This window comes from Hymenobacter aquaticus (genome assembly GCF_004765605.1).
GTDB classification, from domain to species: Bacteria; Bacteroidota; Bacteroidia; order Cytophagales; family Hymenobacteraceae; genus Hymenobacter; species Hymenobacter aquaticus.
Genome location: NZ_SRLC01000002.1, coordinates 787,453 through 808,461, shown reverse-complemented (window position 1 = coordinate 808,461; position 21,009 = coordinate 787,453). Strand labels below are relative to the sequence as shown.

Genomic DNA, 21,009 nt, shown 5'->3' with positions numbered 1-21,009 from the left:
GCCACTATGCTCTTCCTGCCTACGTTGCTACGCGGCTCGGCCCGCCTGAAGCTCTTCCTCCTGTTGCTGATGGCACTAGGGCCGGCGAGCCTGCGCGCGCAGGCTCCCGCCTTTGCCTGGGCCACGCCCTGCGCTAGCTTCAATACCGCCGTCAACAGCTCGCAAACCTCTGCCCGGGGCCCGACGAGCATGGCCGTGGACGTACTGGGCCAGGTGTACGTGGCCGGCTCGTTCACCGAAACGGTCACGCTGGGCACGACCACGCTGACCAGCAGCGGGCTCTCCGACGCCTTCGTGGCCAAGCTCGACGCCAGTGGCCGCTACCTGTGGGCCGTGGCCGTGGGCGGGGCCGGCAACGACGGAGCCGCTGCCGTGGCCGTGGACGCCTTGGGCCAGGCCTACGTGACCGGCGGCTTCACCAGCTACAGCGTGGACTTCGGCAGCCAGCGCCTGTTCAATAGCAGCGCCAGCAGCGAGGCTTTTGTAGCCGCCCTCGACGCGCAAGGCAACTGGCGCTGGGCCCACCGCGCTGGGGGCACCGGCGGCGAATCGGGCCTCAGCTTAGTGGTGGAACCCGATGGCGACCTACTCTTGGCCGGCGGCTTTACCAGCGCCGCCGCCGACTTTGGGTCCACCACCCTCACCAACGCTGGTTCGTCAGTTTATGCCGATGTGTTTGTGGCCCGTCTTGAGGGGGCCAGTGGCGCCTGGCGCTGGGCCCAGCGTGGTGGTGGCACCCGCTCGGAGATTGTGGGGCAACTGTGCTCCGACGGACAGGGCCACGCCTGGCTCGGCGGCTCCTACAGCAGCCAACCAGCACAGTTTGGGGCCACTGCCCTGCCTGCGAACCCCACCGGCAGAGGCAACCTGGCAGTGGCCGATCAAGCTTTCGTTGCTGAGTTCAACACGCAAACCGGCGCTTGGACTTGGGCCACACACGGCGGGGCCGAATCTGGCCCGCTAGGTGGCACCTCCGATTGTCGAGTGTTGGCCTTCGACGGCATGGGCGGCTTGTACTTGGCTGGCTCTTTCAACAGTGCTACGTCCCGCTTCGGTGCCCACGCGCTCAGCAACCGGGGACCAGTCGCCTCTAATGGCACCTTTAGTTATTATACTTCCGAGGCCTACGTAGCCCGGCTCGATGTAGCTTCCCGCACTTGGAGTTGGGCCCGCCGCCTCGGCAGCGACACATATGACTACTTATATGGTATCGTAGCCGGTCCGCAGGGCTCCGTGGTGGTAGCTGGGCGCTTCGAGGGCCCCGCACTCAGCTTCGACGGCAGCCCGCTCACGCTCACTCACGCTACTTCGGGCTACGCGTTGCTGGCTCAGCTCGACGGCACCACCGGCACCTGGCAGTGGGCCCGCGGCACGGCTCCCAGCGAAGGGCCATTCATCGCTACCTTAGCCAGCAACGCCGCCGGCGAACTGTACCTGGCTGGCTTCTACAACGCGCCGACCACCTTGGGTCCCACCGTGCTCCAGCCCGTGGCCGGGCAGTACGCCACGGGCTTCGTGGCCAAGCTCAGCAGCGCACCATTGGCCGCGCACCCGGCCCAACGCGGCCCCGCTTTCGCTGTCTGGCCCAACCCGGCCCAGGGTGAGGTCTGGCTCAGCGGCCTGCCACCGGGCCAGACCGTGCAGCTACACGACGCGCTGGGCCGCCCGCTGCTGCGGGCCCGCACGCCCGGTAGCGGGCCGCTGCGCCTGCCGCTGGCACTACCCGCGGGCGTGTACCTGCTGCGCAGCCCCGGCTACCTAGCCCAGCGTCTGTTGGTAGAATAAGCGCGTGCTTTCCTGTACCGAAACTGTTGACCATGCGCAACGCTATATTTTTTGGCCTCCTGTTGGGTAGGATGGTCTTCCCTTGCCGCGCCCAATCACTCACAGAGATGCGAGCGGCTCCTACTTCTTCATCGGTCTACGCCCGCCAAGCTATCAACCTGCTACCGGGCTTCGAAACCACTGCTGCCGGGTGGGAAGCCCGGCTTACCCGCCCAACTAATGAGGTGGGCCAATGGTCGGCCCCGTTTGGCTGGACTCCCTATGCAAGGCCGGAGGGCGGCACCGGAATCGTGGGCATTCATACGCATGTGCTGCCCAACGGGAATGTTTTTTCCTGGGAAGGACATAATGCCACCAGTGTGATGACTATGTCGCCTGCCTATCAATGGAATCCATCTACTGGCACTTTTACATCATTTGAAAATTCTGATAGCAACATCTTCTGTAGTGGGCATAATCTGATGCCGGATGGCAAGCTGCTGGTGGCGGGAGGGCATCATTCTTACGGCACTGTATTTCCTTCCCCAGACCCGTTACAGCCTCCTACTAAAGTGCAAGAGGGCTATATTGGTATTGCCGACGCTAACATCTTCGACTTCAGCACGGGCACCTGGCAAACGCCTGCTTCCTCGCACGCTGTGCCGCTAATGGCCGAGCGCCGCTGGTACCCTACGAATACCTCGCTGGCAAATGGGGAGTCTCTCGCTATTGCGGGGCAGATACACGGAGGTAATTTACCAGCACCAAATGCCAAAGCTAACCCGACCACCCAGAATCTCATTCCCGAAGTCTGGCAAACCGGCGGCGGGTGGCGACGGCTTACCGGGGCTGCGCGGCGGCTGCCGCTCTACCCGATGATGTTTGGGGCCCCGGACGGGCGCGTGTTCAATGCCGGGCCCAACAGTAATACCGGTTATCTGAGCACTACCGGCGCGGGCGCTTGGCAAGATGTGGGCCGACATCAACTGGCGCATCCGCAGGCGGTGGACTTGCACCAATACGACCTGGGCGAGCACGAAGCAGGCACGGCTGTGATGTACGCGCCCGGCAAAATCCTGATTGCGGGTGGGGGTGGCTTCGGGGGCGTTACGCGCACCACGGAGCTTATCGACCTGAACAGTGCTAGCCCGCAGTTCCGTTTCGGGCCCAACATGGCTTTTGGACGCCAGCACGTTAATGCCACGCTGCTGCCCGATGGGACGGTGCTGGTGACGGGCGGCGTGTCAGCGGCTACTACCGTGGATGCCGATGCCGTTCTGTCGGCTGAAATCTGGACGCCGCCCACTGCCACGGCTCCCGACGGCTCGTGGCGTACGGTGGCGGCTATGAAAGTTCCACGCCTCTATCATTCCACGGCCGTGCTACTGCCCGACGGAAGGGTGCTCTCGGCCGGCGGCGGCGAAGGAGGTGGTTTCACGGCGCATTACGACGCGGAAATCTACAGCCCACCCTACCTGTTCAATGGCCCACGGCCTAGTGTCGGCGGTGTGCCCCCGGCCGTAGGGTACGGGCAATCGTTCATTCTCCCAACCCCTGATTATGCTCGTATCACGCGGGTGACCTGGGTACGGCTCTCGTCAGTAACGCACTCATTCAACATGAATCAACGCTTTGCTGAATCAAGTTTTACCCAGACAACCAATGGCCTTACGGTAACCGCCCCACCCGATGCCAACGCCTGTCCGCCGGGGCACTACCTGCTGTTTCTCCTCGATGGGAATGGGATACCCTCAGTGGGCAACATTGTCAAGATTGGGCCCAGCAACTGCGCAGCGGCCGTGGCTCTTTCTACCGCCCCCAGAAACAGTAACAACTGTGCGGCAATGATGCGGGTATCGGCGGCGGGCACCAACCTTGGCACCGACTACCGGTGGACTATTGATGGTTACTACCAGCCCTCATACGACGGCCGCACCAGCATAGAAGTATATCTTGGCACTGAGGCCCCCTCAGCCACAGTGGCTGTAGCCGTGACGTCATCCTGCGGGGGCAGCGCGGCAACCAGCACGCAGCGAGTGACCCACTATTTTCCCAAGTGCGACTTAAAGTAAGCTGCAGGGCTCCTGTCGTATGGCCAGCGCCAGCCCGGTGCCCACCCGTTGGATGTTTAGCTGCTGTCTTCTGCGAAGCTACAGCTTTTACCGCAAGGTGGGGAGCGTTGTTTTTGCCCCGAGCGTAAATACTATCTGCGGCTTAATTCTAACGAAAATACAAACAAAAAGGCCCGGCAATGCAGGTTGCCGGGCCTTTTTTCAGCGGAATAGCTCGGGGCTACTCGTTGTAAATCGTTTGGAGCACGGTCTGGCCCACGGCTTTCAGGGTGCGCTTGTCGATGACGCTCATGTTGTCCTGGGTGGTGTGGTGGTAGGCCGGGAAGTAGTCGTCGCCGACGGGCAGGTGGTCGATGATGTCGATGGTGCGCACGCCGGCCTGGTTGGTGTACACGTGGTCATCGTCGATGCCAGGGCTGTCCTGGAACAGGAAAAAGTCGGAGTAGCCGAGCTGGGCGCCGGTATTCCACACTTTATCCACCACGTCGCGGGCATACTGCCGGGACGTTTCCTCGCGGCTGAACTTGGCATTCTTGGCCCCCACCATGTCGAGCAAGATGCCGTAGCTGGGCTTGTAGCCGGCCGGCACCAGGTTTTTCGACCAGTACTGGGAGCCCAAACACCAGCTGTCCTTGCCCTGGGCGCTGAGCTGATCCTTCAGGTCGCTTTGGGTGGACGAGTCGTAGCCGTAGTCTTCGGAGTCGAACAGGATGAAGTCGACGCCGACGCCGGGCTGCTGGGCGGCGGCCTGCTGGCTGAGCACCCGGGCCATTTCCAGGACAATGGCTACCCCGCTGGCCCCGTCGCTGGCGCCGTCGAGGGGGGCGTTTTTCTTTTCCTTGTCCTTATCGGCGAAGGGGCGCGTGTCCCAGTGGGCAAACACGGCAATGCGCCGGGCGGCCGTGGGGGCAAACTGGGCAATGATGTTGCGCGAGCGGAGCATCTTGCCGTCGAAAGCCATAACCTCGAAGGGCTGCTCTTTCACCGTCAGGCCATAGCTTTTGAATTGCTTCACCAGCCAGTCGCCGGTGGCTACGTGGGCCTTGGTGTTGGGCACGCGGGGACCAAAAGCGACCTGCCGGGCCGTAAACGCGTAGGCCGAATCCGCGTTGAAGCTGGGCGCGGCTACTTTCGGCGTCTCGGGCGTGGAGGTGGTGTCGGCGGTTTCCTTTTTATCCGGGCCGCAGCTGGCCACGAGCAACCCCGCGGCCAGCGCCAGGGCCAGTCCAATTCTGTTATTCTTCATATGCCCAGTCAACGCCGGTTTTTGAGTCTTTGATTACAATGCCCTGCCCTTTCAGCGCCGCCCTGATCTGGTCGACCTTGTCGTAGGCTTTGGCGGCTTTGGCTTCCTGGTAAAAGCCTAGGGTCAGCTCCAGCAGCTGCTCGGCGTTGGCCCGGGGCTCGTCCTGCAAGCCCAGCACCTGCGTTACCACGGTGCGGTAGGCTTCCAGGGCTTCTTCCAGGGCCGCTTCGCTCACGGTGCCCAGGGTAGCGAGGTTGGCGAAAAAGCCGTTGAACTTGCGCACCAGGTTAAACAGGCTGGCAATGGCGCGGGCCGTGTTCAGGTCGTCGTTCAGGCCCACGAAGATGTCGGCCACCAGCTTGCGCAGCTCGGCGTCGGCCTTCTCGGTGTCGGCGGCGCGCTCAGTACCGTCGGGCAGTTGCAGCTTTTCCAGCAGGCGCAGGCCGTTCATCAGCTTGCGGTAGCCTTTGCGGGCCGCCTGCAACGCCTCGTCGCTCACGTCGACGGGCGAGCGGTAGTGGGCCTGGAGCAGGAAGAAGCGCACCACCATCGGCGAGTAGGCCTGGGTGAGCGTGGCCGTGGGCCCTTTGAACATGTCGCCGAGCAGCACGAAGTTGCCCAGGCTCTTGCTCATCTTGGTGCCATCCACGGTTATCATGTTGTTGTGCACCCAGAAGCGCGACTCGTCGGTGTGGGTGTGGCTGCCCTGGCACTGGGCTATTTCGCACTCGTGGTGCGGAAACATCAGGTCGAGGCCGCCGCCGTGGATGTCGGAAAGCTGGCCCAGGTACTTGCGGCTCATGGCCGAGCACTCGAGGTGCCAGCCGGGGAACCCCTCGCCCCAGGGCGAGGGCCAGCGCATGATGTGCTCGGGCGCGGCCTTTTTCCAGATGGCAAAATCCAGGGGGCTGCGCTTCTCGTCCTGGCCCGCCAGCGTGTCGCGGGTGCCGGCCAGCTGGTCTTCGATGCTGCGGTTGGAAAGCTTGCCGTACCGGTCCCGCTCGGCGTTGTACTTGGGCACGTCGAAATACACCGAGCCGTTGACTTCGTAGCCGAAGCCGTTCTCGATGATTTCCTCCACCATCGTAATCTGCTCGGTGATGTGGCCGCTGGCCTGGGGCTCAATATCGGGGGGCAGGCAGCCCAGGGCCAGCATGTTCTGGCGGTAGAGGTTCACGAAGTGCTGGGCAATCTGCATGGGCTCCTGACGCTGGGCGCGGGCGGCCTTGGCCATCTTGTCCTCGCCGTCGTCGGCGTCGCTTTCCAGGTGACCCACGTCGGTTACGTTGCGCACGTAGCGCACGGTGTAGCCCAGGTAGCGCAGGTAGCGCGTCAGCACGTCGAACACCACCGGGCCGCGGGCATTGCCCAGGTGCGCCTCGCTATACACGGTAGGCCCGCACAGGTACACGCCCGCGAAGGGCGCGTTGACGGGCACGAACTGGTCTTTGCGACGGGTAAGGGTATTATATAAGGAGAGCGGGTGCTGCATGGGGCAAAAGTAGAAAGATTTGGCGGTCAGCCCGAGGTGAATTACGCAGGATTATCGGGCGGATTACCGGCTGTAAACAAACAATACGGCCGCTGTTTTGCGCCGCCGCGAAATAACCGGGGCCGTAATACTCGGCAACTGACCCGCGCTGAGCACAAAAACGGTACATAAACCCGTTTTGTCAGTACAAAAAGTTCACTAGCCAGTACAACGGGTTCCATTTCCGGTATATCCGCTAGTCAGCCGGCTGCTTTGGCACTTGGCTTGAAGCTTCCGACAGCGTGTAGATGGCCGAGGTGGGGAAATGGTCGGAGTACGGAATTTCGTAGTGCACCGCGAAGTTGCCGATCTGCCACTGCGGGCTGGCAAACTGGTTGTCGATGCGCACGAAAGGCAGGCGGCCGTTGTAGGTGGCGCCCACGCCGTTGCCCACGGTGGCCCAGGCGTTCTGGAAACGGTCGGCCAGCTGGTCGTAGGTGTAGCTGTAGGGCAAATCGTTCAGGTCGGCGCACAGCAGCATGGGGTACCGACATCGGTCGAAGCGGCGCACCAGCGTATCGACCTGCACGCTGCGGGCCACGAGGCCGCGCTTGAAGCGCCGCATCAGTCCCAGGCCCTTTTTCTTGAGGCCCGCCTTGCTGGAGTAGCTGTCCACGATGTCCTTCTCATCCATGCTCATGCTTTGCAGGTGGAAGTTGTAGACCCGGATGGTGTCGCCGGTGGGCAGGCGCAGGTCGGCGTACATGGCGTGGTTCTGGGTGAGCCGGTCGAAGGAGATGGTGCCGCGGCCCACGATGGGAAAGCGCGAGAAGATGGCCATGCCAAACTCGGCCCCGGCCCCGTTGGTCAGGGTTTTCGACACGAACACCTGCCGCCCCGCCTGCTGCCCGATCTTGTCGGCGCTGCGAAACAGGCGGCCTTCCCCGGTGCGGCTGCCCACGGGCTCGTTGTAAAACTCCTGCAAACACAGCACGTCAGCCGGGTTTTCGGCCAGCCACTGAATGAACTTGCCCGGCGACTCCGGGTCCTTTTCGCGCAGCTGGGCATACACGTTGAAGATGCGCACGTTGGCACTGAGCAGCCGCACGCTCCGGTCGGTCTGGGCGGCGGGCTCGGTGCGGAGCGGGTGCAGGGCCAGGCCGCGCTGAAAGTGGGGCCAGGTCAGAAACGCCACGGCGGCCGGCAGCACGGCCACGCGCCAGCTGCGCAGCAGCCAGTAGCCCACGGCCGCCAGGTTCAGGCCCAGGGCCAGGGGCAGGGTGAGGGCTCCGAAAGAAGCCGGCCAGAACAGCCGGGACGGAATCTGCACGCAGGCAATGGCGAGCAGCAGCCACGCTATAACGAGCAGGGTAGACTTGAAGGCAAAGGAACGGCGCACAATCGAAAACCCTAACGCGGGCAAAGCAAAGGTATAGGTTACGGCCACACCGCGGGTATAGGTGCGCCCGGGGAGTGAAAAGCACGACATTTTGCACGTATCTTTCGCTATGCAATTACCCTCTACCGTTCCCGCTATTCTTACCCGTGCTATTCTGTTGGTTCTGATGCTGCTACCGGCCCGCGCGGGCTTGGCGCAGCCGGGGCACGCCACCCCGGAAAAGACCCTGGAATTCGTGGAAAACAAAGGCCAGTGGCCCGCCCGGGCCCGCTACATGGCCGAGCTGCCGGGCGGGCGGCTGTTCCTGGAAAACCGCGGCTTCACCTACGTCTTTGCCGATGGCCAGGCCCTGGAAAAGCACCACGGCCACGAAGCCACCACCGACCGGCTGCGGGCCCACGCCTATTCCGTCACCTTCGAGGGCGGCAACCCCAAGCCCACCCTGGCGGGCTCCGAAGCCACGCCCGAGCACCGTAACTATTTCCTGGGCAACGACCCCAGGCAGTGGGCCGCCGGCGTGGCGGGCTTCCGGCAGGTGCGCTACACGGGCGTGTACCCCGGCATCAGCGTGCAGCTCTACGAAAACCAGAGCGCCCACCTCGAATACGACTTTATGGTGCAGCCCGAAGCCCGGCCCGAGCTCATCCGGCTGCGCTACACCGGTGCCGACAAGCTCCGGCTGGAGGAAGGCCAGCTCCGCATTCAAACCTCGGTGGGCGCCGTGACGGAGCTGGCGCCCCGGGCCTGGCAGCAGGTAGCCGACCAGCGCGTGCCGGTCAGCTGCGAGTACGTGCTCAAGGGCAACGTGGTGTCGTTCCGGCTGGGGCGCTACAACCACCAACTGCCGCTGGTTATCGACCCCACGGTGCTGTTTTCTACCTACACCGGCTCCTCGGCCGACAACTGGGGCTTCACGGCCACCTACGACCCGCAGGGCCACATGTACTCGGGCGGCATCGTGTTCGGGCTGGGCTACCCGGTCAGCACCGGGGCCTTCGACACGTCCTTCAACGGTCAGGTCGACATTGCCATTATCAAGTACAACACCGCCGCCACCGGCACCGCCTCGCGGCTCTATGCCACCTACCTGGGCGGCGACTCGACCGAAGCGCCCCACAGCATGGTCGTCAACACGGCCGGGGAGCTGGTGATTATGGGCTCGACCGGCTCGCCTAACTACCCGGTGACGGCCGGGGCCTACGACGTTTCCTTTAACGGGGGCCCGCGCACGCTCAACGTCAACGGGCTGACCTACGGCCGCGGGTCGGATATCATCGTGACCAAGCTCAGTGCCGATGGCTCGGTGCTGCGGGCTTCCACCTTCCTGGGCGGCTCCGACAACGACGGCCTGGTGCTCGACAACGGCATTACCGGCCAGCTGGCCCACAACTACGGCGACCAGTTCCGGGGCGACGTCATCACCGATGGCGCCAGCAACGTGTACCTGGCGTCCGTGACCAGCAGCCGCAACTTCCCGGTGCCCGGGGCCGCGGCCATTCAGCCGGCCTACGGCGGCGGGGCCACCGATGCGGTGGTCTGCAAGCTCAGCCCCGACCTGAAAACCCTGCTCTGGAGCACTTATCTGGGGGGCTCGAACGTGGAGGCGGCCTATTCCATTCAGCTCACGCCCCAGCGCGAGGTGTACGTGGCCGGTGGCACCGTCAGCACCAACTTTCCCGTCACGGCGGGCAGCTACAAACCCCAGCACCCCAATACCGACCCGGACGGCTTCGTGGCGCACCTGAACAGCGCGGGCACCAGGCTGGAGCACGCTACCTACGTGGGCACCACCAGCTACAACCAGGTGTACTTCGTGCAGCTGGATGCGGCCACCAACGTGTACGTGCTCGGGCAAACCATCGGGGAATATCCCCATACGCCGGGCCTGTTTTACCAGCCCAACGGCCAGCAGTTCGTGCAGAAGCTCGACCCCACGCTGAGCCGGAGCCTGTATTCGACCCAGTACGGCACGGGCCGCTCCACGCCGGATATCTCCCATACCGCCTTCCTGGTCGACGACTGCGAGCGAATCTACATCTGCGGGTGGGGTGGGGCCGTGAATGACCGGTTTAGCGGCGGCAGCACCAGCGGCCTGCCCGTGACGCCCACCGCCCTTGACCCCGAAACCGACGGCTCCGACTTCTACATCGCCCAGTTTACGCCCGGCATGACGGCGCTGGAATACGCCACCTTCTTCGGGGAGCAGGGCGGCCGCGGTGAGCATGTCGACGGGGGCACCTCGCGCTTCGACAAGCGCGGCATCGTCTACCAGGCCGTGTGCGGGGGCTGCGCCGGCAGCTCGGCCTTCCCGACCCTGCCCGGCGGCCTGTTTTCGGACCGCAACAACAGCCGCAACTGCAACAATGCCGCCTTCAAGATTGACTTTGGCGTGCGCCTCGCCGACGCCGGACCCAACCGCTCCGTGTGCGTCAGCGCCGCGCCCATCGTGTTGGGCGGCAGCCCCGGCGGCGGCATCTGGACGGGCCCCGGCGTGTCGGCCACGCCGGGCGGCGGCTACCAGTTTACGCCCTCAGCGGCCCTGCTGGGCACCAGCATCCTGACTTACGCGGTGGCCTCGACCGGCGTGTGCGTCAGCACCCGGGCGCTGCGCATGACCGTGACGCCCGAGCTGGCCCCCACTTTTGAGCCGGTGCTAACCCAGTGCGTGACGCGCACGGCCCCGATTGCGCTGGCGGCCTCGCCGCCCGGCGGCACGTTCAGCGGCCCCGGCGTGAGCGGCAACACGTTTATTCCGGCCCTGGCCAAGGCCGGCACCCACACGCTCACCTACTCCTTCGCCGATACCACGCGCTGCGGCTCCGTGACGCGCACGGTGGTCGTCGACCCGGTGCGGCCCGCCGACGCCGGCCCCGACCTGACGCTGTGCTCCTACGAGCTGAATGCCGTGCAGCTCACCGGCGCAACGCCGGCCGGGGGCACCTGGAGCGGACCGGGCGTGAGTGCCGCGGGCCTGTTTACCCCGCCCAACACCAACAACCGCGGGGCCATCCTGACGCTTACTTACTCCTTCTCCGACAATACCTGCAGCTCGGCCGACACCCGCACCATCACGCTGGCGCCCTCGCCGGCCCAGAACGTGGCTCTGAACGTGCCGGCCTGCGCGGCGGCCCCGCAGTACACGGGCCTGGCCCCGTTTACCTGCCGATTCGACCCTATTCTGCCCGGCGGCACCTACCAGTGGAGCTTCGGCGACGGGGCCACTTCGCAGCTGGCCAACCCCACGCACGTCTACGAGCACGCGGGCCAGTACCAGGTCAAGCTCACGGCCCGCTACGCCGACTGCGTAGTCGTCACGCAGTTTGCCCCGGTAAACGTGGGCGACATTTTCGTGCCCAACATCATTACTCCCAACAACGACCCGTTCAACGTGAACGAGCAGTTTGTGCCGCGCTTCAGCTGCCAGCCCGCCTCCCTGCAGATTTTCAACCGCTGGGGCCGCAAGGTCTATGAAACGGCCAGCTACCTTAACGACTGGCGGGGCGAGAACCTGGCCGACGGCGTGTACTACTATTTCCTGCGCGACCAGGAAGGCCGCACGGCCAAAGGCTGGGTAGAAATAAAGCGCTAACTGCCGGGGGCCTGCTTACCTTTACTTTCCCTTTTTCCGTTTATCATTAACCGTCCCATGTATGTGGAGAAAATTACTGTGTCTGGCTTTTTTGGGCACCTGTTGCCTTAGCTCTGGCCAAGCGCAAACCCACGGGGAGGAAGCCCCCACGCTGGAATTTGTCGAAAACCGGGGCCAGTGGCCGGCCGTGGTACGCTACGGCGCCGAGCTCCCCGACGGCCGCCTGTTTCTGGAGCCCGGCGGCCTGACCTACTCCCTGCGGGCCAACGTCCCCCACGACCACAGCCCCAAGCGCGGCGCCAGCCCCAAATACATCCAGGCCCACGGGCTGCGCGTGGCTTTCGTCGGTGGGGCCCCGCAGCCGGCCCTGGAGGTTGAAAGTCCCACGACCGAGGTCCGCAACTACCTGCTCGGCAACGACCCCAGCAAGTGGGCCCACAACGTGCGCGGGTTCCGGCAGCTGCAGTACTCCGACATCTGGTCGGGCATCGGGGCCCGGTTCTATGAAAACCAGCAGCAACAGCTGGAATACGACTTTGCCGTAGCCGCCGGCGCCGACCCGGCCGCCATCGGGCTGCGCTACGAAGGTGCCGAATCCGTGACGCTGACGTCCGACGGCAGCCTGGAAGTGCGCACCTCGGTAGGTGTGCTGCGCGAGCTGGCTCCCACAGCCTGGCAAACCGACGCCGCCGGCCACCGCCGCGCCGTGGCCTGCGCCTACGTGCTCGAAGGCCAGACGGTGCGCTTCAAGCTCGGCGCCTACAACCCCAGCCATGCCCTGACAATTGACCCCACGGTTGTCTTTTCCTCCTTCACGGGGTCGATGGCCAACAACCTGGGCTTCACGGCCACCTACGACCAGCAAGGCAACCTGTACTCGGCCAGCATTGCCTTCAGCAGCGGCTACCCCGTCACTACCGGCGCCTACCGCACTACCTTCGCCGGCTCGGCCGATATTGCCATCATCAAATTCAACACCGCTACCACGGGACCCGCCTCCCGCGTGTGGGCCACCTACCTGGGCGGCACCGACATTGAGTATCCCAACAGCCTGGTGGTCGGCAGCCAGGGCGACCTGTTCGTGATGGGCACCACCAGCTCCCGCGACTACCCGGTATCGGCCGCAGCCTACGACCGCACGTTTGGGGGCGGCCCCTTCGTCAATCCGGGCCTGGTAAGCATGTCTAACGGCTCCGACCTGGTTATCAGCCGCCTGAGTGCCAACGGCAGCACGCTGGTGGCCTCCACCTTCCTGGGTGGCACCGGCAACGACGGGGTGATGGACAAAAACCTCAGCCCGCTGGTCCAGAACTGGGGCGACAATTTCCGGGGCGACATTCTGCTCGACGCCAACGACAACATCTACCTGGCCACGAATACCGCTTCCACCGACTTTCCCACGACCAACGGCCTGGGCGGCGCCTACCGGGGCGGAACCTACGATGGCGTCGTGTGCAAGCTCAACTCCACGGCTACTTCGCTGCTGTGGAGCAGCTTCGTGGGCGGCAGCGGCCTCGACGCGGCGTATTCCCTGCAGTTCGACGCAGCCGGGGGCCTCTACGTAACCGGGGGCACTACCAGCCCCAACTTTCCTACCACCCCCGGCAGCCTTAACCCCACCGCCCGGGGCGGCACCGACGGGTTTTTGCTGCACCTCAACAGCAGCGGCAACCAGATTCAGCAGTCTACCTACCTGGGCACGGCCGGCTACGACCAGGGCTATTTCGTGCAGCTCGATGGCAGCGGGGCCGTGTACGTGCTGGGCCAGTCGCTGGGCAGCTACCCGGTTACGGCGGGGCGCTACCAGAACGCGGGCAGCCGGCAGTTTATCCACAAGCTCAACGCCACACTGTCGGCCACCGACTTCTCCACCGTGTTCGGCAGCGGCCGGGCCAGCATCGACATTTCGCCCACGGCCTTTCTGGTCGACCAGTGCAACCGCATCTACGCCACGGGCTGGGGCGGCGGCATCAACTCCGACTATCCGTATTCCAACGGCAGCGTAGCCGGCCTGCCGGTCACCTCAAACGCCGTGCAGCGCACCACCGACGGGGCCGACTTCTACCTGCTGCAGCTGGCCCCCGATGCTACCCGGCTCGACTACGCCACCTACATGGGGCAGAACGGCGGCCTCGGCGACCATGTCGATGGTGGCACCTCGCGCTTCGACCCGCGCGGCGTGGTGTACCAGGCCGTCTGCCTGTGCCAGGCCGGTTTTGCCAACCCCGGCTTCCCGGTGCCGCCCGGCGCGGGCTCCTACTCGCCCACTTCGGGCAGTCCTTCGGGCTGCAACAACGCGGCGGTGAAGTTCAACTTTGAATCCGTGACCGTAACGGCCGGCACCGATGGCGTGGTGTGCGTAGCCGCTGGTCCGCAGCCCCTGACGGGCTCCCCGGCCGGCGGCACCTGGACCGGGCCGGGCGTGTCGGGCTCGGTGGCGGCGGGCTACTTCTTCACGCCCTCTGCGGCCCTGCTGGGCGTCCAGACGCTGACGTACACCGTTACGGGCGTAGGGCCCTGCGGCGGCGTTTCGACGCTGCGGCTCACGGTAGTGGCGTCGCCTCCTGCGGCAGCCTTCACCGGGCTTAGCCAAACCGCCTTCTGTCAGAACAACTTTACACCAATGCCCTCCGTGACGCTGTCGGCCCAGCCCGCCGGCGGCACCTTCTCCGGACCCGGCGTCAGCGGCAACACCTTTAACCCTAACTCCCTGGCTTCCGGCAGCTACGTCGTCACCTATAACGTAACGACGGGGGGCTGTACGCTGCAGGCTACCCAGACGATGCAGGTAATCCGGACCACGGCCGGCAACAGTTTCTCGACCTGCTCGACGGCCCTGCCCGTGGCCCTGACGGGCGGCCTGCCGGCGGGTGGCACCTGGAGCGGGCCGGGCGTATCCGGCTCCGTCGCCGCCGGGTTCGTCTTCACCCCCTCCGCCGCTTTGGTCGGCTCCCGCGTCCTGACCTACAGCGTAATGGCCGCCAACGGTAGCTGCGCCAGCACCGCTACTCTGACGGCTACCGTGCAGCAGGGCACCATCTTCACGCCCCCGGCCCTGGGCACCTACTGCTCCACCAGCTCGACGCCGGTAGCCCTATCGAGCCAGGCCACCTGGAGCGGCTCCGGCGTGCGCTACACCAGCGGCGGCTACACTTTCACCCCTTCTCTGGCGGGGGTTGGCACTTTCGCCCTTCGCTACCAGACCGGCAGCGGCTACGGCGCCTGCGACGCGAATGGGCTGCTGCCCGTAACCGTCATGGCGCCCGCCGTAATTTCCATGCCCACCGACACCATTATCTGTCCCGGCTCGACGGCGGCGTTCCGGTTGCGGGCCCTGCCGGCCGGCGGCACCTGGTCGGGGCCCAACGTGAGCAGCAGCGGCATCTTCACGCCCCCCGCCGGCCTCACGGGCTCCGTTACGCTCACCTACACGGTCAGTGGGGTGTGCAGCAGTTCGGGCACCCGGCGCATCACGGTGGCCACCCCGCCCCTGTACGCCGCCGTCTGGAAGGCCGATCAGTGCGCCGAAACCCGGCAGGCTCCTTTCACCGTGACCTTTTCCGACCCTCTCAACAGCTTCGCCGGCGTGCGCTGGGACTTCGGCGACGGTACCCAGGGCTCCGGCAACTCCACCAAGCACGTGTACAGCCAGCCCGGCCGCTACACGCCCCGCATTATCCGCCCCTACAACAACGGCCTGTGCACCGTGCAGCTCGAGCTGCCCGTGGTTGAGGTAACGCCGGGCTTCCAGATTCCCAACATCTTTACGCCCAACAAAGACGGAGTCCACGACGTGTTTCTGGCCACCAACGGCTGCCCGGCGCACTTGCAGGTCTTCTCGCGCTGGGGCAACAAGGTCTACGAATCCGTGAGCTACCGCAACGACTGGGACGGCGGGCAGGTACCCGACGGCACCTACTACTACCATTTGCAGCAGGTCGATGGCGTGATCATCAAGGGCTGGATCGAAATAAGCCGGTAGGTCGCCGGCTCCCGCCGGGCCCGCGCGGGCGGCTTGCTTTCGGCATTTTTTCCATCTATCTTTGCACCAGCAAACTGACTAGAGAAGAGGGGACACACAGTCCCCTCTTTCTTTTGTCCCCTACTCCTCCCGATGAAATTTGACCGCGACCAAATTGCCGAAATGCTCCAGGACAGCCTGCCCGGCCCCGAGCTGTTCGTCGTCGCCCTGACCGTTTCCGATGCCATCCGGCCCAAGATTACGGTCATTCTCGACAGTGAGCAGGGCTTCGGTATCGACGAGTGCGCCCAGGTTAGCCGCCGGCTGGCCCGCCGCATCGACGAGGCCTACGGCGAAGAAGCCAGCTACACGCTGGAAGTTACCTCGCCCGGTGCCGACCAGCCCTTCACCGACCAGCGCCAGTACACGCGCCATGTGGGCCGCACGCTGAGCCTGAAGCTGCAGGACGACACCGAGAAAACCGGTCTGCTGGAAGCCACCGAAGCCGAAGGCATTCAGCTGGCCGAGGAAATTAAGGAGAAAAACAAAAAGAAAGTCCTGCCCGCCGTCCTGATTCCCTTCGCGGACATCAAGGAAGCCCGGGTCGTCATTTCCTTTAAATAAAGCCGACTGCCAGTAGCCCCGCGCGCTTTTTGGCTCTCGTTCTGAAATTCATCTAACCCGTAAACTGTTGAGCGAGTACAGGTTTCAAACCTTACCCACCCACCAACAGTTAATAGCTTAACCCCCATGAACAGCAACGTCCTGATAGAATCGTTCGCCGAGTTCGCCCGCTCCAAGAACATCGACCGTCCCACGATGATGAGTATCCTGGAGGACGTGTTCCGCACGATGATCCGGAAAAAGTACACCACCGATGAGAACTTCGACGTCATCATCAACGTGGACAAAGGCGACCTGGAGATTTGGCGCAACCGCGAAATCGTGGATGACAACTCCGAGGACATCTGGGATTTCGACAAGATTCCGCTGGCCGAAGCCCAGAAGATCGAAGCCGACTTCGAAGTGGGCGAGCAGGTAGCCGAAGAGGTGAAGCTCGAAGACTTCGGTCGCCGGGCCGTGCTGATGGCCCGCCAGACGCTGATTCAGCGCGTGAAGGACCTCGAGCGCGACAACCTCTACCAGGCTTACAAAGACCAGGTGGGCGAAATCGTGACCGGCGAAGTGTACCAGGTGTGGAGCCGCGAGGCCCTGATCCTGGACAAGGAGGAAAACGAGCTGGTGCTGCCCAAGGGTGAGCAGATCCCGAAGGACCGCTACCGCAAGGGCGACACCGTGCGCGCCGTGGTACACCGCGTCGAAATCATCAACGGCACGCCCAAAATCATCCTCTCGCGCGCCGCGCCGGCTTTCCTGGAGCGTTTGTTCGAGCTGGAAGTACCCGAAATCTACGACGGCCTCATCACCATCAAGAACATCGTGCGCGAGCCGGGCGAGCGGGCCAAAGTAGCCGTCGAAAGCTACGACGACCGGATTGACCCCGTCGGCGCCTGCGTCGGCATGAAAGGCTCCCGGATTCACGCCGTAGTGCGCGAGCTGGAAAACGAGAACATCGACGTTATCAATTACACCGATAACCTCGAGCTCTACATCCAGCGGGCCCTGTCGCCGGCCAAGATTGGCTCGATGCGCATTAATGAACAAACCGGCCGCGTGTCGGTGTTCTTAAAGCCGGACCAAGTTAGCCTGGCCATCGGCCGGGGCGGCGCCAACATTAAGCTGGCAAGCCGGTTGGTCGGCATGGAAATCGACGTGTTCCGCGAAGCCGGCGACTACGACGAAGATATTGCCCTCGACGAATTCCAGGATGAAATTGAAGGCTGGGTGCTCGACGAGCTCAAGAAAATCGGCCTCGACACGGGCCGTGCCGTACTGGCTGTGAGCAAAGAAGATATCGTGCGGCGCACCGAGCTGGAAGACGTAACCGTTGAGGACGTTTTCCGCATCATCCGCAATGAATTCGAGGATAACGAAGAACAAGAAGAAACCACAAATTCCGGCGACGCGCAATGAATGCGCGGCGGCCGGTACAGCAAGGACGCTAAATCACGCTAGTCGGCGTGATTTGGCGTCGGCTGGCAAGATTTAATGTAGTACCTTTGCATCTGAATACGAGTATCGTTCGCGAGCATAGAATGGCGGAAGCAGCACCTAAACGGCTCCAGCAGGCAGCCAAAGACCTGAATATTGGAATGGGCACGGTCGTGGAGACCTTGGCCAAGAAAGGACATCAGGTAGAAAATAAACCTACCACGAAGCTGACTGCCGAACAGGTAGGCTTGCTGGAGAAGGAGTTTGCGTCCTCGGCGCAAGACAAGATGGAAGCGACCAAGCTCAGCCAGGCCAAGCGCCAGACCGAAGCCGAAGCCGCTCCTGCTCCCCGGCCGGAACCTGTTGCGCCGAAAGCGTCGAGCCCCGCTGTGCCCACCCCGGCACCAGCGCCCAAGCCCGTGGAAGAAGCCAAGCCGGCCGCGCCGGCCCCCCAGCCTGCCCCGGCAGCTGAGGTGAAGCCCGTGGCGCCCGCGCCCGCGCCGGTAGCTGCTGCTCCCGCCGAACCCGAAGCACCCAAAGTGCCCGGCCTGAAAGTACTGGGCAAGATTGAGCTGGACTCGAAAGGCCGTCCGGTGCCTCCGCGCCCGGCCGCTGCGGCTCCCCAGCCCACTCCGGCACCCGTGCCCGCCCCGGCACCCGTAGCGGAGCAAAAGCCAGTTGCTCCTGCTCCGCAGCCGGCCCCGGCCCCCGCGCCAGCCCCGGTTGCGGAAGCCAAGCCCGAGCCCAAAGTAGAAGCGGCCCCTGCGCCCGAGCCTACTCCGGCTCCCGCTCCCGCTGCTACTCCGGCAGTTGCTCCCGCGCCCGTAGCAGCCTCCTCGGCTCCCGAGCCGGCCCCGGTTGCCAGTGCTCCTGCCGCCGCAGATTCTGCTGCCAGTGAGCAGTCGACGGAAGAAGGTGGCACTATCGTCGCCAAAGCCGATCAGCTGAAAGGCCTTACCGTACTGGGCAAGATCGAGCTTCCGCTTGATTCTTCCCGGCGTGGTGGCCGCGGGGCCCGGCCGGTGGCCTCATCCGATGTTCGCAAGAGCGGACTCGGTACCGACAACAAGAAAAAGCGGGCCCGCATGCCGGCTCCCGGCGCTCCGACTACGGGGCAAACTGGTCAGAATACCGGCCAGGGTGGCGGCTACCAGGGCAACCGCCCCGGTGGTGGCCCTGGTCAGCGCCCCGGCGGCCCTGGTCAGCGGCCCGGTGGTCCGGGTCAGCGCCCCGGCCAGGGTGGCAATGCCCCCCGTCCGGCGGTGGCCAACACGCCCGAGCAGAACGACAAGCAGATTCAGGAGCAGATCAAGGCGACGCTGGCTAAGCTCAGCGGCGGCCGTGGTGGCAACCAGAATAACCGCGCCAAGTACCGCCGCGACAAGCGCGCCGGTGGGGCCGAGGATCGGGAAGCCCAGCGCGCCCAAAACGAGCTGGATGCCAAGACGCTCAAAGTAACCGAGTTCATCTCCGCCAACGACCTGGCTTCGCTGATGGACGTTTCGGTGAACGAAGTCATCAAGGTGTGCCTGAACATGGGCATGTTCGTTTCCATCAACCAGCGTCTCGATGCGGAAGCTATTACGGTAGTGGCCGACGAGTTTGGCTACGACGTAGAGTTCCTGTCGGCGGAGGAAGATGAAATCGACACGACCCTTGAGGACAACCCCGAGGATCTGCTGCCGCGGGCTCCTATCGTGACCATCATGGGCCACGTCGACCACGGCAAGACCTCGCTGCTTGACTACATCCGGAACGCCAGCGTAGCCAAAGGCGAAGCCGGCGGTATTACGCAGCACATCGGGGCCTACGACGTAATGACCAAGTCGGGCAAGCGCGTTACCTTCCTCGATACGCCGGGTCACGAAGCGTTTACCGCTATGCGTGCCCGGGGTGCCAAGGTGACGGACATTGCCATCATCGTGGTAGCAGCCGACGACTCGGTGATGCCCCAGACGCGGGAAGCCATCAACCACGCGCAAGCGGCGGGCGTGCCCATCGTTATTGCGATGAACAAGATTGATAAGCCCGGCGCCAACTCGGAGAAAATCCGGGAGGAGCTGTCGCAGATGAACATTCTGGTCGAAGACTGGGGTGGTAAGTATCAGTCGCAGGAGGTATCGGCCAAAACCGGCCTGGGTATCGATGATCTGCTGGAAAAGGTGTTGCTGGAAGCCGAGCTGCTCGAGCTGAAAGCCAACCCCGACCGCAACGCCGTGGGTACCGTCATCGAAGCCATGCTGGACAAAGGCCGCGGCTACGTAACCACCGTGCTGGTGCAAACCGGGACGCTGAAGGTGGGCGACGTGGTACTGGCGGGTCCGCACTACGGCCGCGTGAAGGCCATGACCGACCACCGCGGCAAGAAGATGAAGCAAGCTGGCCCGGCCACTCCGGTACAGGTGCTTGGTCTGACGGGTGCTCCGCAGGCCGGCGACAAGATTCAGGTGATGGAAACCGAGCGCGAAGCCCGCGAATTGGCCACTCAGCGTCAGCAACTCTCGCGTGAGCAGAGCATGCGGACCAAGAAGCACATTACCCTGGACGAAATTGGTCGCCGTCTGGCTATCGGCTCGTTCAAAGAGCTCAACGTTATTGTGAAAGGTGACGTGGACGGCTCGGTAGAAGCTCTCTCCGACTCGCTGCTCAAGCTCTCGACGCCGGAAGTGAAGGTGAACATCCTGTCGAAAGGTGTGGGTGCCATCTCCGAATCGGACGTGCTGCTGGCTTCGGCTTCCGACGCCATCATCATCGGCTTCCAGGTGCGGCCCTCGCAGAGTGCCCGCAAGCTGGCCGACAACGAGCAGATCGATATTCGCCTCTACTCTATCATCTACAACGCCATCAATGAGGTGAAGGATGCCATGGAAGGCATGCTGGCCCCAACGGTGCAGGAAGTAGTGGTAGCCAACGCCGAGGTGCGGCAGGTGTTCAACATTACCAAGGTGGGCAGCATTGCAGGCTGTATGGTAACGGAGGGCTCCTTCACCCGCAATACCAAGGTGCGGGTGGTGCGCGACGGTATCGTGGTGCATTCGGGCGAAATCTCGGCGCTGAAGCGGTACAAAGACGACGTGTCGGAAGTACGCCAAGGCTACGAGTGCGGTATTTCGATCAAAGGCTTTAATGATTTGCGCGAAGGTGACAACATTGAGGGCTTCGAAGAGAAAGAAGTTAAGCGGACGCTGTAAGCCGCAACCTGTATAGAGTAAGAAAGCCCCAACCGGAAACGGTTGGGGCTTTTTCTTTGGTAGCAGAGCGTTTTTAGCGCGTAGGAATTAGCGCTAGATGGCGACTTTTCAAATAATAGTCTTTTCTAATATTTATCAATATTGCGGCGCAAAACCAGAGCCCACAGCAAGCTCACATCATCATGCTATTGATGTGCGCCCGGCAACGCGCTATTTTTGCATCAGTTCAGGAAATAATTGCACTTAAAAAACATCAACTCTGAT

General features: G+C 63.6%; 10 protein-coding genes. 7 read left to right on the top strand and 3 right to left on the bottom strand.

Annotation, left to right across the window (positions count from 1 at the left end; translation table 11 throughout):
- Positions 1-6 precede the first annotated feature (6 nt).
- On the top strand, positions 7-1,785 hold the full coding sequence (locus E5K00_RS16100; protein ID WP_135464334.1) for a T9SS type A sorting domain-containing protein: 1,779 nt from the start codon (positions 7-9) through the stop codon (positions 1,783-1,785).
- Between the two features lie 32 nt (positions 1,786-1,817).
- Positions 1,818-3,836: a galactose oxidase early set domain-containing protein gene (locus E5K00_RS16095; RefSeq protein ID WP_135464333.1), complete on the top strand. Its 2,019-nt coding sequence runs from the start codon at positions 1,818-1,820 to the stop codon at positions 3,834-3,836.
- Positions 3,837-4,056: 220 nt separating this feature from the next.
- Here the strand turns inward: E5K00_RS16095 and E5K00_RS16090 are convergent, their stop codons facing one another.
- From E5K00_RS16090 to E5K00_RS16080, 3 genes are all read right to left on the bottom strand, one after another.
- Complete coding sequence (locus E5K00_RS16090) at positions 4,057-5,082, bottom strand: M28 family peptidase (protein ID WP_135464332.1); 1,026 nt, start codon at positions 5,080-5,082, stop codon at positions 4,057-4,059.
- Positions 5,072-6,574, bottom strand: coding sequence for a cysteine--tRNA ligase (gene cysS / locus E5K00_RS16085; protein ID WP_135464331.1), 1,503 nt, complete (start codon positions 6,572-6,574; stop codon positions 5,072-5,074). Before cysS ends, E5K00_RS16090 begins: the two co-directional genes overlap by 11 nt.
- 235 nt (positions 6,575-6,809) lie before the next feature.
- Complete coding sequence (locus E5K00_RS16080) at positions 6,810-7,952, bottom strand: endonuclease/exonuclease/phosphatase family protein (protein WP_135464330.1); 1,143 nt, start codon at positions 7,950-7,952, stop codon at positions 6,810-6,812.
- Between the two features lie 109 nt (positions 7,953-8,061).
- On the opposite strand from E5K00_RS16080, the gene E5K00_RS16075 reads away from it, so the two are divergent.
- The 5 genes from E5K00_RS16075 to infB all read left to right on the top strand — a co-directional run bounded on the left by E5K00_RS16075 (position 8,062) and on the right by infB (position 20,745).
- Positions 8,062-11,541, top strand: coding sequence for a DUF7948 domain-containing protein (locus tag E5K00_RS16075; protein ID WP_135464329.1), 3,480 nt, complete (start codon positions 8,062-8,064; stop codon positions 11,539-11,541).
- A gap of 61 nt (positions 11,542-11,602) precedes the next feature.
- Positions 11,603-15,523: a DUF7948 domain-containing protein gene (locus E5K00_RS16070; RefSeq protein ID WP_135464328.1), complete on the top strand. Its 3,921-nt coding sequence runs from the start codon at positions 11,603-11,605 to the stop codon at positions 15,521-15,523.
- Between the two features lie 132 nt (positions 15,524-15,655).
- Positions 15,656-16,126 carry a ribosome maturation factor RimP gene (locus E5K00_RS16065; protein WP_245328316.1) on the top strand — a complete coding sequence of 157 codons (471 nt, stop codon included), beginning with the start codon at positions 15,656-15,658 and terminating at the stop codon, positions 16,124-16,126.
- Positions 16,127-16,252: 126 nt separating this feature from the next.
- Complete coding sequence (gene nusA / locus E5K00_RS16060; protein ID WP_135464327.1) at positions 16,253-17,536, top strand: transcription termination factor NusA; 1,284 nt, start codon at positions 16,253-16,255, stop codon at positions 17,534-17,536.
- A 122-nt stretch (positions 17,537-17,658) separates the two neighbouring features.
- Positions 17,659-20,745: a translation initiation factor IF-2 gene (infB, locus tag E5K00_RS16055; RefSeq protein ID WP_135464326.1), complete on the top strand. Its 3,087-nt coding sequence runs from the start codon at positions 17,659-17,661 to the stop codon at positions 20,743-20,745.
- Positions 20,746-21,009: the final 264 nt, after the last annotated feature.

Coding starts and splice junctions, on each gene's coding strand:
- E5K00_RS16070 (WP_135464328.1), top strand. CDS start 11,603: ATGTGGAGAAAATTACTGTGTCTGGCTTTTTTGGGCACCTGTTGCCTT.
- E5K00_RS16095 (WP_135464333.1), top strand. CDS start 1,818: ATGCGCAACGCTATATTTTTTGGCCTCCTGTTGGGTAGGATGGTCTTC.
- E5K00_RS16075 (WP_135464329.1), top strand. CDS start 8,062: ATGCAATTACCCTCTACCGTTCCCGCTATTCTTACCCGTGCTATTCTG.
- cysS (WP_135464331.1), bottom strand. CDS start 6,574: ATGCAGCACCCGCTCTCCTTATATAATACCCTTACCCGTCGCAAAGAC.
- E5K00_RS16100 (WP_135464334.1), top strand. CDS start 7: ATGCTCTTCCTGCCTACGTTGCTACGCGGCTCGGCCCGCCTGAAGCTC.
- infB (WP_135464326.1), top strand. CDS start 17,659: ATGGCGGAAGCAGCACCTAAACGGCTCCAGCAGGCAGCCAAAGACCTG.
- nusA (WP_135464327.1), top strand. CDS start 16,253: ATGAACAGCAACGTCCTGATAGAATCGTTCGCCGAGTTCGCCCGCTCC.
- E5K00_RS16090 (WP_135464332.1), bottom strand. CDS start 5,082: ATGAAGAATAACAGAATTGGACTGGCCCTGGCGCTGGCCGCGGGGTTG.
- E5K00_RS16065 (WP_245328316.1), top strand. CDS start 15,656: ATGAAATTTGACCGCGACCAAATTGCCGAAATGCTCCAGGACAGCCTG.